The organism is Pseudomonas entomophila L48 (assembly GCF_000026105.1).
Classification (GTDB): domain Bacteria; phylum Pseudomonadota; class Gammaproteobacteria; order Pseudomonadales; family Pseudomonadaceae; genus Aquipseudomonas; species Aquipseudomonas entomophila.
Map to the genome: position 1 here is coordinate 695,971 of NC_008027.1, position 15,134 is coordinate 711,104.

Genomic DNA, 15,134 nt, shown 5'->3' on the forward strand with positions numbered 1-15,134 from the left:
GCACGCCCGGCAGCCGTGATGCGATCATTTCGCTAATTATTTGAAAATATTGAAATTAAGGGTTGACGGGGTTTCAGATCCCCTTATAATGCGCCCCACTTCCAGCGACAACGGAACGCGAAACTCCTTGAGAATCAACGAGTTAAGCGAGTTCGAAGGTGCTGGAAGGGCTTCGGTTTCACATCGAAAGCGGTGAAAAAGGTGGTTGACAGCAAGTTGTAACGCTGTATGATTCGCCTCCCGCTACGAGAGATCGCAGCGAGTTAAGCGGTTGAGGTTGAACGAAAAACTTCGAAAATAACGCTTGACACGAAATGAGGTTAGCGTAGAATGCGCGCCTCGGTTGAGACGAAGCGCTCTTAACCAATCGCTCTTTAACAAATTGAATCAAGCAATTCGTGTGGGTGCTTGTGAGTACGGACTGATAGTCACCAAGATTATCAGCATCACAAGTGGCCATGCGAGAAATCACATAGTCATTTGAGATTGCTGAGCCAAGTTTAGGGTTTCTTAAAAACCCAAGCAGTATTGAACTGAAGAGTTTGATCATGGCTCAGATTGAACGCTGGCGGCAGGCCTAACACATGCAAGTCGAGCGGATGACGGGAGCTTGCTCCTTGATTCAGCGGCGGACGGGTGAGTAATGCCTAGGAATCTGCCTGGTAGTGGGGGACAACGTTTCGAAAGGAACGCTAATACCGCATACGTCCTACGGGAGAAAGCAGGGGACCTTCGGGCCTTGCGCTATCAGATGAGCCTAGGTCGGATTAGCTAGTTGGTGGGGTAATGGCTCACCAAGGCGACGATCCGTAACTGGTCTGAGAGGATGATCAGTCACACTGGAACTGAGACACGGTCCAGACTCCTACGGGAGGCAGCAGTGGGGAATATTGGACAATGGGCGAAAGCCTGATCCAGCCATGCCGCGTGTGTGAAGAAGGTCTTCGGATTGTAAAGCACTTTAAGTTGGGAGGAAGGGCAGTAAGTTAATACCTTGCTGTTTTGACGTTACCGACAGAATAAGCACCGGCTAACTCTGTGCCAGCAGCCGCGGTAATACAGAGGGTGCAAGCGTTAATCGGAATTACTGGGCGTAAAGCGCGCGTAGGTGGTTCGTTAAGTTGGATGTGAAAGCCCCGGGCTCAACCTGGGAACTGCATCCAAAACTGGCGAGCTAGAGTATGGTAGAGGGTGGTGGAATTTCCTGTGTAGCGGTGAAATGCGTAGATATAGGAAGGAACACCAGTGGCGAAGGCGACCACCTGGACTGATACTGACACTGAGGTGCGAAAGCGTGGGGAGCAAACAGGATTAGATACCCTGGTAGTCCACGCCGTAAACGATGTCAACTAGCCGTTGGAATCCTTGAGATTTTAGTGGCGCAGCTAACGCATTAAGTTGACCGCCTGGGGAGTACGGCCGCAAGGTTAAAACTCAAATGAATTGACGGGGGCCCGCACAAGCGGTGGAGCATGTGGTTTAATTCGAAGCAACGCGAAGAACCTTACCAGGCCTTGACATGCAGAGAACTTTCCAGAGATGGATTGGTGCCTTCGGGAACTCTGACACAGGTGCTGCATGGCTGTCGTCAGCTCGTGTCGTGAGATGTTGGGTTAAGTCCCGTAACGAGCGCAACCCTTGTCCTTAGTTACCAGCACGTTATGGTGGGCACTCTAAGGAGACTGCCGGTGACAAACCGGAGGAAGGTGGGGATGACGTCAAGTCATCATGGCCCTTACGGCCTGGGCTACACACGTGCTACAATGGTCGGTACAGAGGGTTGCCAAGCCGCGAGGTGGAGCTAATCTCACAAAACCGATCGTAGTCCGGATCGCAGTCTGCAACTCGACTGCGTGAAGTCGGAATCGCTAGTAATCGCAAATCAGAATGTTGCGGTGAATACGTTCCCGGGCCTTGTACACACCGCCCGTCACACCATGGGAGTGGGTTGCACCAGAAGTAGCTAGTCTAACCTTCGGGGGGACGGTTACCACGGTGTGATTCATGACTGGGGTGAAGTCGTAACAAGGTAGCCGTAGGGGAACCTGCGGCTGGATCACCTCCTTAATCGACGACATCAGCCTACTGATGAGCTCCCACACGAATTGCTTGATTCAGATGTAAAGACGATCAAGACCCTATATAGGTCTGTAGCTCAGTTGGTTAGAGCGCACCCCTGATAAGGGTGAGGTCGGCAGTTCAAATCTGCCCAGACCTACCAATATGCGGGGCCATAGCTCAGCTGGGAGAGCGCCTGCCTTGCACGCAGGAGGTCAGCGGTTCGATCCCGCTTGGCTCCACCACTTTCGCAGTTGTGTCACTTGATCAGAACTTAGAAATGAGCATTCGGTAGTGAATGTTGATTTCTGACTTTTGTCAGATCGTTCTTTAAAAATTCGGATATGTGATAGAAATAGACTGATGGCCACTTTCACTGGTGGTTTATCAGGCTAAGGTAAAATTTGTGAGTTCTGCTCTTGATTGAGCGAAATGCGAATTTTCGGCGAATGTCGTCTTCACAGTATAACCAGATTGCTTGGGGTTATATGGTCAAGTGAAGAAGCGCATACGGTGGATGCCTTGGCAGTCAGAGGCGATGAAAGACGTGGTAGCCTGCGATAAGCTTTGGGGAGTCGGCAAACAGACTGTGATCCAGAGATCTCTGAATGGGGGAACCCAGCCAGCATAAGCTGGTTATCTTGTACTGAATACATAGGTGCAAGAGGCGAACCAGGGGAACTGAAACATCTAAGTACCCTGAGGAAAAGAAATCAACCGAGATTCCCTTAGTAGTGGCGAGCGAACGGGGACCAGCCCTTAAGCTGGTTTGAGATTAGTGGAACGCTCTGGAAAGTGCGGCCATAGTGGGTGATAGCCCCGTACACGAAAATCTCTTGCCAGTGAAATCGAGTAGGACGGAGCACGAGAAACTTTGTCTGAACATGGGGGGACCATCCTCCAAGGCTAAATACTACTGACTGACCGATAGTGAACCAGTACCGTGAGGGAAAGGCGAAAAGAACCCCGGAGAGGGGAGTGAAATAGAACCTGAAACCGTATGCGTACAAGCAGTGGGAGCCTACTTTGTTAGGTGACTGCGTACCTTTTGTATAATGGGTCAGCGACTTATATTCAGTGGCGAGCTTAACCGAATAGGGGAGGCGTAGCGAAAGCGAGTCTTAATAGGGCGCTTTAGTCGCTGGGTATAGACCCGAAACCGGGCGATCTATCCATGGGCAGGTTGAAGGTTAGGTAACACTGACTGGAGGACCGAACCGACTACCGTTGAAAAGTTAGCGGATGACCTGTGGATCGGAGTGAAAGGCTAATCAAGCTCGGAGATAGCTGGTTCTCCTCGAAAGCTATTTAGGTAGCGCCTCATGTATCACTGTAGGGGGTAGAGCACTGTTTCGGCTAGGGGGTCATCCCGACTTACCAAACCGATGCAAACTCCGAATACCTACAAGTGCCGAGCATGGGAGACACACGGCGGGTGCTAACGTCCGTCGTGAAAAGGGAAACAACCCAGACCGTCAGCTAAGGTCCCAAAGTCATGGTTAAGTGGGAAACGATGTGGGAAGGCTTAGACAGCTAGGAGGTTGGCTTAGAAGCAGCCACCCTTTAAAGAAAGCGTAATAGCTCACTAGTCGAGTCGGCCTGCGCGGAAGATGTAACGGGGCTCAAACCATGCACCGAAGCTACGGGTATCACCTTTGGTGATGCGGTAGAGGAGCGTTCTGTAAGCCTGTGAAGGTGAGTTGAGAAGCTTGCTGGAGGTATCAGAAGTGCGAATGCTGACATGAGTAACGACAATGCGAGTGAAAAACTCGCACGCCGAAAGACCAAGGTTTCCTGCGCAACGTTAATCGACGCAGGGTTAGTCGGTCCCTAAGGCGAGGCTGAAAAGCGTAGTCGATGGAAAACAGGTTAATATTCCTGTACTTCCAGTTATTGCGATGGAGGGACGGAGAAGGCTAGGCCAGCTTGGCGTTGGTTGTCCAAGTTTAAGGTGGTAGGCTGAGATCTTAGGCAAATCCGGGATCTCAAGGCCGAGAGCTGATGACGAGTGCTCTTTAGAGCGCGAAGTGGTTGATGCCATGCTTCCAAGAAAAGCTCCTAAGCTTCAGATAACTGGGAACCGTACCCCAAACCGACACAGGTGGTTAGGTAGAGAATACCAAGGCGCTTGAGAGAACTCGGGTGAAGGAACTAGGCAAAATGGCACCGTAACTTCGGGAGAAGGTGCGCCGGTGAGGGTGAAGCACTTGCTGCGTAAGCCCACGCCGGTCGAAGATACCAGGCCGCTGCGACTGTTTATTAAAAACACAGCACTCTGCAAACACGAAAGTGGACGTATAGGGTGTGACGCCTGCCCGGTGCCGGAAGGTTAATTGATGGGGTTAGCGCAAGCGAAGCTCTTGATCGAAGCCCCGGTAAACGGCGGCCGTAACTATAACGGTCCTAAGGTAGCGAAATTCCTTGTCGGGTAAGTTCCGACCTGCACGAATGGCGTAACGATGGCGGCGCTGTCTCCACCCGAGACTCAGTGAAATTGAAATCGCTGTGAAGATGCAGTGTATCCGCGGCTAGACGGAAAGACCCCGTGAACCTTTACTATAGCTTTGCACTGGACTTTGAGCTTGCTTGTGTAGGATAGGTGGGAGGCTTTGAAGTGGGGACGCCAGTTCTCATGGAGCCATCCTTGAAATACCACCCTGGCAACCTTGAGGTTCTAACTCAGGTCCGTTATCCGGATCGAGGACAGTGTATGGTGGGTAGTTTGACTGGGGCGGTCTCCTCCCAAAGAGTAACGGAGGAGTACGAAGGTGCGCTCAGACCGGTCGGAAATCGGTCGTAGAGTATAAAGGCAAAAGCGCGCTTGACTGCGAGACAAACACGTCGAGCAGGTACGAAAGTAGGTCTTAGTGATCCGGTGGTTCTGTATGGAAGGGCCATCGCTCAACGGATAAAAGGTACTCCGGGGATAACAGGCTGATACCGCCCAAGAGTTCATATCGACGGCGGTGTTTGGCACCCTCGATGTCGGCTCATCACATCCTGGGGCTGAAGCCGGTCCCAAGGGTATGGCTGTTCGCCATTTAAAGTGGTACGCGAGCTGGGTTTAGAACGTCGTGAGACAGTTCGGTCCCTATCTGCCGTGGACGTTTGAGATTTGAGAGGGGCTGCTCCTAGTACGAGAGGACCGGAGTGGACGAACCTCTGGTGTTCCGGTTGTCACGCCAGTGGCATTGCCGGGTAGCTATGTTCGGAAGAGATAACCGCTGAAAGCATCTAAGCGGGAAACTTGCCTCAAGATGAGATCTCACTGGAGCCTTGAGCTCCCTGAAGGGCCGTCGAAGACTACGACGTTGATAGGTTGGGTGTGTAAGCGCTGTGAGGCGTTGAGCTAACCAATACTAATTGCCCGTGAGGCTTGACCATATAACACCCAAGCAATCTGCACATGAACGCAGATTGTGGTGGTGAAGACGAAAGAACCGAAAGTTCGCAACATCACAAATCACATATCCGAATTCGCTGGAGTATCCATCTGGATCTTCTGGCAACAGAATTTCTTGACGACCATAGAGCATTGGAACCACCTGATCCCATCCCGAACTCAGCAGTGAAACGATGCATCGCCGATGGTAGTGTGGGGTTTCCCCATGTGAGAGTAGGTCATCGTCAAGATTCATTTCGCAAAACCCCTATCTGCGCATGCAGGTAGGGGTTTTGTCTTTGTGCCTAAGAAACACGCGCCCTCTGTAGGAGCCGGCCTTGCCGGCGAACACCGACACCGCCGGTGCCAGCCACCACAGCGCCCCCCGTGATATGGTTTCCCACCAGTACCACCGCCCTATCAGAGAGCCCCAATGGCCATGACCACCTCACTTCACCCAGGCTTCATGATCGTCCAGGGCAACCGCCTGGATGACTTGCGCAACCTGGTGGTGAGCGTCATGCGTCGTTACCCCCTGGCGCCCCTGGAAAACGAAATCGCCCTGGTGCAGAGCAACGGCATCGCCCAGTGGTTGAAGCTGGCCTTGGCCGAAGACTCACTGGACGACGACCAGGGCGGCTGCGGCATCGCCGCGGCCATCGATGTACAGTTGCCCGGCAGCTTCATGTGGCAGCTGTACCGCCGTGTACTGGGGCGCGACGAAATCCCCGAGGTCTCGCTGCTGGACAAGGCGCCCCTGACCTGGCGCCTGATGCGGCTGCTTCCGGAAGTGATCGAGCGACCGCACTTCGAACCCCTGCGCCGATTCCTCACCGATGACAGTGACCTGCGCAAGCGCTACCAGCTGGCTGAGCGGCTGGCCGACCTGTTCGACCAGTACCAGGTCTACCGTGCCGACTGGCTCAAGGACTGGGCATCCGGCGCCCATGTGCTAAACACTGCACGGGGTGAGCGCAAGCCCTTGGCGGCGGGTAACCGCTGGCAGGCCGAACTGTGGCGCATCCTTCTGGAGGATGTCGGTGAGGAGGGCATGGCCCAGAGTCGTGCCGGGGTGCACCAGCGTTTCATCGAACGCATCAACAGCCTGGAGCAGACGCCCGCTGGTCTGCCGGCTCGGCTGATCGTGTTCGGTATCTCGTCGCTGCCCGCGCAGATTCTCGAGGCGCTGGCGGGCCTTGCCCGTTTCAGTCAGGTGCTTTTGTGCGTACACAACCCTTGCCGTCACCACTGGGGCGATATTGTTGCCGACAAGGATCTGCTGCGTCACCAGTACAAGCGCCAGCAACGCAAGCAAGGTATGCCCATGCAGTTGGACGACGAGCTCCTGCACCAGCACGCCCACCCGCTGCTCGCCGCCTGGGGCAAACAGGGCCGTGATTACATCAACCTGCTCGACAGCTACGACGACCCGGGCAGCTACCAGACCGTCTTCAGTGACGGCCGTATCGACCTGTTCAGTGAAGGTGATCCACAGACACTGCTCAACCAGCTCCAGGATGACATCCTCGAACTGCGCCCACTGGCGGAAACCCGCGAGCAGTGGCCTGCGGTCGATCCGACCAAGGACCGCTCCGTGCGCTTTCATGTAGCCCACAGCCCACAGCGCGAAGTCGAGATCCTGCATGACCAGTTGCTGGCACGCTTCAGTGCCGACCCCACGCTGCGGCCCCGGGACATCATCGTCATGCTGCCGGCGATCGACACCTATGCCCCGCACATTCGCGCGGTGTTCGGCCAACTCGAACGCCATGATCCTCGCTACATCCCGTTCACCCTGACCGACCAGGGCCAACGCGGCCGCGACCCGCTGCTGATCGCCCTGGAACACTTGCTGAAACTGCCCGACAGCCGTTTCGCGGTCAGCGAAGTGCTCGACCTGCTCGATGTTCCTGCGGTGCGGGCCCGCTTCGCCATCCAGGAGAGCGACCTGCCTACCCTGCATCGCTGGATCGAGGGCTCCGGTATCCGCTGGGGCCTGAGTGCCGAGCAACGCGCCAGCCTGGGTTTGCCCGAAGGGCTGGAGCAGAACAGCTGGCGGTTCGGTTTGCGGCGCATGTTGCTGGGCTATGCCGTGGGCGTAGGTGAGGGCTGCGACGGTATCGAGCCGTACGATGAGATCGGCGGGCTCGATGCGGCTCTGATTGGCCCACTGGTGGCCTTGCTCGATGCCCTGGACATCGCCTGTCAGGCGCTTTCGCAACCGGCCACGGCGACACAGTGGGGCGAGCGGCTGCATGCCTTGCTGCAGATCTTCTTCCTGGCCGAGGACGAACACGACGAGTTGCTGCTGGTGCAGCTACAGGACCTGCGCGACACCTGGCTGGAAACCTGTGACGCGGTCGGCCTGCAGGATCTGTTGCCGCTGACCGTGGTCCGCGAAGCCTGGTTGTCGGGTCTGGACCAGGGCAAGCTATCCCAGCGTTTCCTCGCCGGCTCGGTGAATTTCTGCACCCTGATGCCCATGCGCGCCATCCCGTTCCGCGTGGTTTGCTTGCTGGGCATGAACGATGGTGACTATCCGCGTGCCCAGCCGCCACTCGATTTCGACCTCATGGCCAGCGACTACCGCCCAGGCGACCGCTCACGCCGGGAGGACGACCGCTACCTGCTGCTCGAGGCGCTGCTGTCGGCCCGTGACCAGCTCTACGTGAGCTGGGTCGGGCGCAGTATCCGCGACAACAGCGAGCGCCCCGCCTCGGTGCTGGTGGGGCAACTGCGCGATCACCTGGCTGCGGGCTGGCAGCTGGCAGGCGCCCGGTTGGGGCAACGCGAAGACCCTGGCCAACAGTTGTTGCATGCCCTGACCCAGGAGCACCCGCTGCAGCCGTTCAGCCTGCGCTACTTCCAGAAAGGCAGCCCGCTGTTCAGCTTCGCCCATGAGTGGCGGGTACTCCACCAGCAGGATGCGCAGAACGGCGAGCAGCCCCCTGCGCTGCCGGCGTACAGCAGCGAAGAACCATTGAACCTGGTGCAGTTGCAGGACTTCCTGCGCCACCCGGTACGGCACTTCTTCAGCCAGCGCCTCAAGGTCTTCTTCGAGGCGCTGGAAGCACCCACCCCGGATGAAGAACCCTTCGTCCTCGATGCCCTGCAACGCTATGGCTTGAGCGAAAGCCTGCTGGGAGCGGCGCTGGCCGATCCGGACAACGCCGAGCGCGCGCTGCAAGCCCAGGCCCGGCGCTTGCAGGCCTGTGGCATGTTGCCCCTGGCCGGTTTCGGCGAAGCGTTGCAGGCCGAGTTGATCCAGCCCCTGCCGGATTTGCTGCAACGCCACCGCCAGTTGCTGCAACGCTGGCCGATGTCGGTAGAGGGCGCTTTGCCGATTCACTTCGAACAAGGCGCGCATCGCCTGGAAGGTTGGCTGGGGCGCGTGTACCAGGCCGACGACCAGAGCCTGCTGAGCATCGCGACAGTACCCAATACCCTCGGTGCCGGGCGCAACAGCCTGAAATGGCATCGACTGATCCCGGCCTGGGTCATGCACCTGGCTGCGTGCGCTTCGGGCTACCCCTTGCACAGCGCCCTGGTGGCCAGCGACCTGACCTTGCTGCTCGCCCCATTACCACAGGGTGAGGCTGCCGAGCGCCTGGGCGAGCTGCTTTTGGCCCGCCAGGCCGGCATGAACGCCCCGCTGCCGGTGGCGGCCAAGACCGCGTTCGCCTGGCTGGCCCAGGAAGATCCGGACAAGGCCCTGGCCGCCGCCGCCCGCGCCTATGAAGGCGACGGGCAGATCAGCTACGGCGAGCGCAGCGAGAGCCTGGCCCTGGCCCGTCAATATCGGGACTTCGCCGCCCTCGCCCTGGACGAAACCTTCGAGGGTTGGTGCGAAGCGCTGTACCGCCCCCTGTTCGCAGCACCCTGGCAGACCCTGGGTAATCCGGAGAGTGCCCAATGAGCCAAGCCCGCCCCCTGGCGTTGCGTTTCCCGCTGCATGGCAGCCAGCTGATCGAAGCCAGCGCCGGTACCGGCAAGACCTTCACCATCTCGGCGTTGTACCTGCGGCTGATCCTGGGGCACGGCGGCGAGCAGGGTTTTGCCCGCGAACTGCTGCCTCCGCAGATCCTCGTGGTGACCTTCACCGACGCGGCCACCAAGGAGCTGCGCGAACGTATCCGCACACGCCTGGCCGAGGCTGCGCGGTTCTTCCGTGATGAACTGGACGATGCCGACCCACTGCTGCACCAGCTGCGCGACGATTATCCACAGGAGCATTGGCCGCGCTGTGCCAATCGCCTGGAGATTGCCGTGCAGTGGATGGACGAGGCTGCGGTGTCGACCATCCACGGCTGGTGCCAGCGGATGCTGCGCGAGCACGCCTTCGACAGCGGCAGCCTGTTCACCCAGAGCCTGGAAACCGACCACAGCGAACTGCTTGGCCAGGTAATGCGCGATTACTGGCGACGCTTTTGCTATGGCATGCGTGGCGAGGCACTGGCTTGGGTGCGTGGCAACTGGGGTAGCCCCGATGCGTTGCTGCCGCGTATTCGCCCTTTGTTTGGACGGGTACGTGACGCGCAAGACGATGCCGAACCTCAGGCCCTGATCGAAGCCACTTTGCGCCAACGCACCGAGCAGTTGGGCCAGCTCAAGGCACCCTGGGGCGTCTGGGCGGATGAGCTGCAGCAGATCTGCCGCGATGCCGTGGCCGCCAAGCAGGCCGATGGCCGCAAACTCCAGGCACGCTACTTCGAGCCCTGGTTCGACAAGTTGCGCGCCTGGGCGGGCGATGAGCAGGCGATGGAGCTGGACCTGGGCACCGGCTTCACCCGGCTGACAACCGCTGGCATGGCCGAGGCGTGGAAATCCGGCGAGCCGCCAGACCACCCGGCCCTGCGCGCCATGGAAAACCTGCGGGAACAATTGCAGGGGCTGGCCAGCCCTGATGTGCGGCTGCTCGAGCATGCCGCCGCCTGGGTGTCGGCACGCTTCGAAGTGGAGAAGCGCCGCCGTGCGGAGATGGGCTTCGATGACATGCTTCTGCGCTTGCAACATGCCTTGGGCAGTGAGGCCGGCGAGCGTCTGGCCGGGTTGATCCGCGAGCAGTTTCCAGTGGCGCTGATCGACGAGTTCCAGGACACCGACCCGGTGCAGTACGGCATCTTCGAGCGCATCTATCGCATCAGCGAGAACAACCCGGATACCGGGCTGTTCATGATCGGTGACCCGAAGCAGGCCATCTATGCCTTCCGCGGTGCCGATATCTACACCTACCTGGCGGCGCGCCGTGCCACCCGCGGCCGCCTGCACAGCCTGGACACCAACTTCCGTTCAAGCCAGGCCATGGTCGCGGCGGTGAACCGCGTGTTCCTCCAGGCCGAGGCACGCAGTGAAGGGCGCGGCGCCTTCCTGTTCCGCGCCCACGGCGACAACCCGTTGCCGTTCGTCGAAGTCCACGCCAAGGGGCGCGCCGAGCACTTGCTGGTCGACGGTCAGCCCGTCGAAGCCTTGCACTGCTGGCAACTGGAGAGTGACGAACCGGTCTCCAACACGCTCTACCGTCAGCGCCTCGCAGCCAGTTGCGCCAGCCATATCGTGGCATTGCTCAATGGCGGGCAACAGGGTGTCAGCGGTTTTGCCGACAAGGACGGCAAGCTGCGTCCCTGCCAGCCTTCCGATATCGCCATCCTGGTGCGTGACGGCCGCGAGGCGCAGCTGGTCCGTGCCGAACTGGCCGCCCGCGATGTACGCAGCGTGTACCTGTCGGACAAGGACTCGGTGTTCGCCGCCCAGGAAGCCCATGACCTGCTGGCCTGGCTCAAGGCCTGCGCCGAGCCGGATTCCGAGCGCCTGCTCAAGGCTGCCTTGGCCAGCCTCACCCTCGACCTGCCGCTGATCGACCTGGAGCGGCTGAACCAGGACGAGCGGGTCTGGGAGAACTGGGTGATGCGCTTCCGGCGTTACCGCGACACCTGGCAACGCCAGGGCGTGCTGCCGATGCTGCGCCGATTGCTGCACGACTTCCAGTTGCCGCGCAGCCTGATGGCGCGCAGCGATGGCGAGCGGGTGCTGACCAACCTGCTGCACCTGGCCGAGCTGCTGCAGCAGGCGGCCGGTGAGCTCGATGGCGAACAGGCACTGATCCGCCACCTCGCCGAGCACCTGGCCAATGCCGGGCAGGTGGGGGAGGAGCAGATTCTGCGCCTGGAAAGCGACGAGCAACTGGTCAAGGTGGTGACTATCCACAAGTCCAAGGGCCTGGAGTACCCCCTGGTGTACCTGCCGTTCATCTGCACCAGCAAACCGGTGGATGGCCAACGCCTGCCCTTGGCCTGGCATGACGATGACGGCGTGGCGCACCTGACGCTGACCCCCGATGCCGATCAGGTCGAGCGCGCCGACGACGAGCGCCTGGCCGAGGATCTGCGCCTGCTCTATGTCGCCCTGACCCGTGCCCAGCATGCATGCTGGCTGGGTGTCGCCGACCTCAAGCGTGGTACCCAGCGTAGTTCGCAACTGCACCGCTCGGCCCTGGGTTACCTGCTTGGCGGCGGCTCGGCGCTGAAGACGTCGAGCGAACTGGGCGAATGGCTGCGGGTGCTGGCCGCCGCCAACCCGGCCATCGCCAGCGGGCCGGTGCCGGAGGCGGACGCGCAGTGCTATCGCATGCCCGAGAGTCAGCGTGAGCTGCTGCCGCCACGCAAGCCGCGACGGGCGGCGGCCGAACACTGGTGGATCGCTTCCTACAGCGCCTTGCGCGTGGGCGACCAGACCCTGGTCGCCGACAGCTCCCAGGCCCAGCAACTGCTGGACGACGAGGTGCTGGACAGCCTGCAATTGCGCGAAGTACCGGCCGAGGCGGGCGATATCCACCGTTTTCCTCGTGGCCCGAACCCCGGCACCTTCCTCCACGGCCTGCTGGAGTGGGCCGGCAATGAAGGCTTCGCCGAGGTCGCGGCACAGCCCGATCGGCTCGAGGACACCGTTGCCCGCCGCTGCAACCGGCGTGACTGGAAAGGCTGGATCCCCACGCTCACCCAGTGGTTGCAGCAGATGCTGGTGCAACCGATGCCGCTGGTGGATACCAGCCTCACCCTCGCCGAACTGGGCCAGTACCAGATCGAGATGGAGTTCTGGTTTGCCAGCCACAACGTCGATGCCATGCAGCTCGACCAGCTGGTGGTGCGCCATACCCATGGCGGCGTGGCCCGCCCGGGCGCGCAGCCGACCCAGCTCAATGGCATGTTCAAGGGTTTCATCGACCTGGCCTTCGAACTGGACGGGCGCTACTACGTGGCCGACTACAAATCCAACTGGCTCGGCCCGGATGCCCAGGCCTACGGGCCGCTGGCCATGGAACAGGCGATCCTCGAGCACCGCTACGACCTGCAGTACGTGCTCTACCTGCTGGCCCTGCACCGGCAACTGCGCGCCCGTCTGCCCGATTACGATTATGACCGCCATATCGGCGGTGCCCTGTTCATCTTCCTGCGTGGGGTGACGCCCGCGGGCCATGGCCTGTATCACGCCCGGCCACCCCGTGCGCTGATCGAGGCGCTGGACGCGTTGTTCCGGGGCGTCCATGCCCCCGAACAGCAGGACCTGTTTGCCGGAGCCGCGCCATGAGCCGAAGCCTCGATGACCTGCTGCCCACCGCGCTGCAAGCCGAGCACCTGAGTGCGCTGGCGCCCCTGCGCGACAGCCAGGACCTGCTGGCCCTGCTCGACCGTTGGGTGGAGCGCGGCTGGCTGCGCGCCCTCGACCGCGCGTTCGTGAGCTTCCTCGAAGAGCGTGCCCCGGGCAGCGACCCGCTGGTGCTGCTGGCGGCGGCCCTGGCCAGCCATCAGTTGGGCCATGGCCATGTTTGCCTGGATCTGGCGCAGACCCTGGCCGAGCCGGACTTCGCCTTGTCGTTGCCACCAGAAGGGGATGCCCTGGCCGGGCCATTGCTGCTGCCTTCGCAACTGCTGGCCAGCCTTGACCTGAGCACCTGGCTGCAGCGCATCGGCGAAAGCGCTCTGGTGGCCAATGGCGACGCCATCGAGCAACGCTCCCGGCCATTGGTGCTCAGTGCGCAGCGCCTGTACCTGCGCCGCTACTGGACCTACGAGCGGCATATCGACGCCGCCCTGCATGAGCGCCTGGCCCGCCTGCAACCCCAGCAGGACGATCTCTCGTTGCGCCTGGCGCAGCTATTCGAAGGCGGTACGCCGGGTGCCGAGGTGGACTGGCAGAAACTGGCCTGCGCCCTGGCCACCCGCGCCGGGTTCAGTGTCATCACCGGTGGCCCTGGCACCGGCAAGACCACCACCGTGGTGCGCTTGCTCGGCCTGTTGCAGGCGCCTGCGGTGGAGCAGGGCCGCCCCTTGCGCATTCGCCTGGCGGCGCCCACCGGCAAGGCCGCGGCACGCCTGACCGAGTCCATCGGGCAACAAGTCGAGCGGCTGCAGGTGGCCGATGAAGTGCGTGCGCATATCCCCACCGAAGTGAGCACCGTACACCGTCTGCTCGGCAGCCGCCCAGGCTCTCGCCATTTCCGCCACCATGCGGGCAACCCGCTGCCGCTGGATGTGCTGGTGGTCGACGAGGCGTCGATGATCGACCTGGAAATGATGGCCAACCTGCTCGATGCCCTGCCGCCCAATGCACGGCTGGTGCTGCTGGGCGACAAGGACCAGCTGGCCTCGGTGGAAGCCGGGGCGGTGCTGGGCGACCTGTGCCGCGACGCCGAAGACGGTTGCTATTGGCCCCAGACCCTCGCCTGGCTGGAGCAGGTAGGCGGGCAGTCGCTGAGCGGCATTGGCTTGAAGCCGGGCGATGGCCAGCGCAACCCGCTGGCCCAGCAGATTGTCATGCTGCGTCACTCGCGCCGCTTCGGCGAAGGCAGCGGCATTGGCCAACTGGCCCGCCTGGTCAATCGCCAGCAGGCCCGGGAGGCCCGTGAGCTGCTGGCGAGCAAGCCGCAGGATGTCTTCTGCCTGACCCTCGGTGGCGAGCACGACAAGCGCTTCGACCGCCTGCTGCTCGATGGCCTCAACCAAGGGGCCGAGGGCCCGCAAGGCTATCGCGGCTACCTGCGCGCCATCGGCCGCCTGCGCCCGCCGCCCGGTACCCCCGCCGACGATCCACGCTGGGAGCACTGGGCCGGGGAAGTGCTGCGCAGCTTCGAGGACTTCCAGTTGCTTTGCGCAGTGCGCAAGGGTGCCTGGGGCGTCGAGGGCCTGAACGAGCGGGTGGCGCGGGTACTGCACAACGCCGGGCTGATCGACAGCCAGCAAGCCTGGTACGAGGGGCGCCCGGTACTGGTGACTCGCAACGACTATGGCCTGGGGCTGATGAACGGCGACATCGGCATCGCCCTGCGCCTGCCGGACGACCAGGGCCAAAGCCTGCTGCGGGTTGCCTTCCCGCGCAACGACGGCAGCGGCGGCGTGCGTTTCGTCCTGCCCAGCCGCCTCAGCGAAGTGGAGACCGTGTTCGCCATGACCGTGCACAAGTCCCAGGGCTCGGAGTTCAGCCACACCGCGCTGGTGCTGCCCGACGCGCTCAACCCGGTGCTGACCAAGGAGCTGGTGTACACCGGCATCACCCGGGCCAAGCATTGCTTCAGCCTGATCGAGCCACGGGCCGGGGTGTTCGAGGAGTCCGTCGGGCGCAAGGTCAGGCGTGTCTCCGGTCTGATGCTGGAGCAGGTGTGATACGGGCGGAGCGACGCGGTGTGCTATCGTTGCGGCAT

Annotated in this window: 3 protein-coding genes, 2 tRNA genes and 3 rRNA genes; all 8 read left to right on the forward strand. The window is 61.0% G+C overall.

The window, feature by feature from the left end:
• Nucleotides 1-530: 530 nt before the first annotated feature.
• The 8 genes from PSEEN_RS03185 (at nt 531) to recD (ending at nt 15,096) form a co-directional block, all read left to right on the forward strand.
• A 16S ribosomal RNA gene (locus PSEEN_RS03185) occupies nt 531-2,067 on the forward strand.
• 77 nt (nt 2,068-2,144) lie between these two features.
• Nucleotides 2,145-2,221 (forward strand) — tRNA-Ile (locus tag PSEEN_RS03190).
• A 6-nt stretch (nt 2,222-2,227) separates the two neighbouring features.
• Nucleotides 2,228-2,303, forward strand: a tRNA-Ala gene (locus tag PSEEN_RS03195).
• Between the two features lie 245 nt (nt 2,304-2,548).
• Nucleotides 2,549-5,442 (forward strand): 23S ribosomal RNA (locus PSEEN_RS03200).
• A gap of 133 nt (nt 5,443-5,575) precedes the next feature.
• A 5S ribosomal RNA gene (gene rrf / locus PSEEN_RS03205) occupies nt 5,576-5,691 on the forward strand.
• Together the 16S, 23S and 5S rRNA genes with 2 tRNA genes alongside form the textbook arrangement of a ribosomal RNA operon.
• Nucleotides 5,692-5,873: 182 nt before the next feature.
• The gene (gene recC, locus PSEEN_RS03210; protein WP_011532050.1) at nt 5,874-9,356 is read left to right on the forward strand and encodes an exodeoxyribonuclease V subunit gamma; all 3,483 of its coding nucleotides are present in this window, start codon (nt 5,874-5,876) and stop codon (nt 9,354-9,356) included.
• On the forward strand, nt 9,353-13,024 hold the full coding sequence (gene recB / locus PSEEN_RS03215) for an exodeoxyribonuclease V subunit beta (RefSeq protein ID WP_011532051.1): 3,672 nt from the start codon (nt 9,353-9,355) through the stop codon (nt 13,022-13,024). Before recC ends, recB begins: the two co-directional genes overlap by 4 nt.
• Nucleotides 13,021-15,096, forward strand: coding sequence for an exodeoxyribonuclease V subunit alpha (gene recD, locus PSEEN_RS03220; protein ID WP_011532052.1), 2,076 nt, complete (start codon nt 13,021-13,023; stop codon nt 15,094-15,096). The genes recB and recD overlap by 4 nt, the downstream gene beginning before the upstream one ends.
• Nucleotides 15,097-15,134 lie beyond the last annotated feature (38 nt).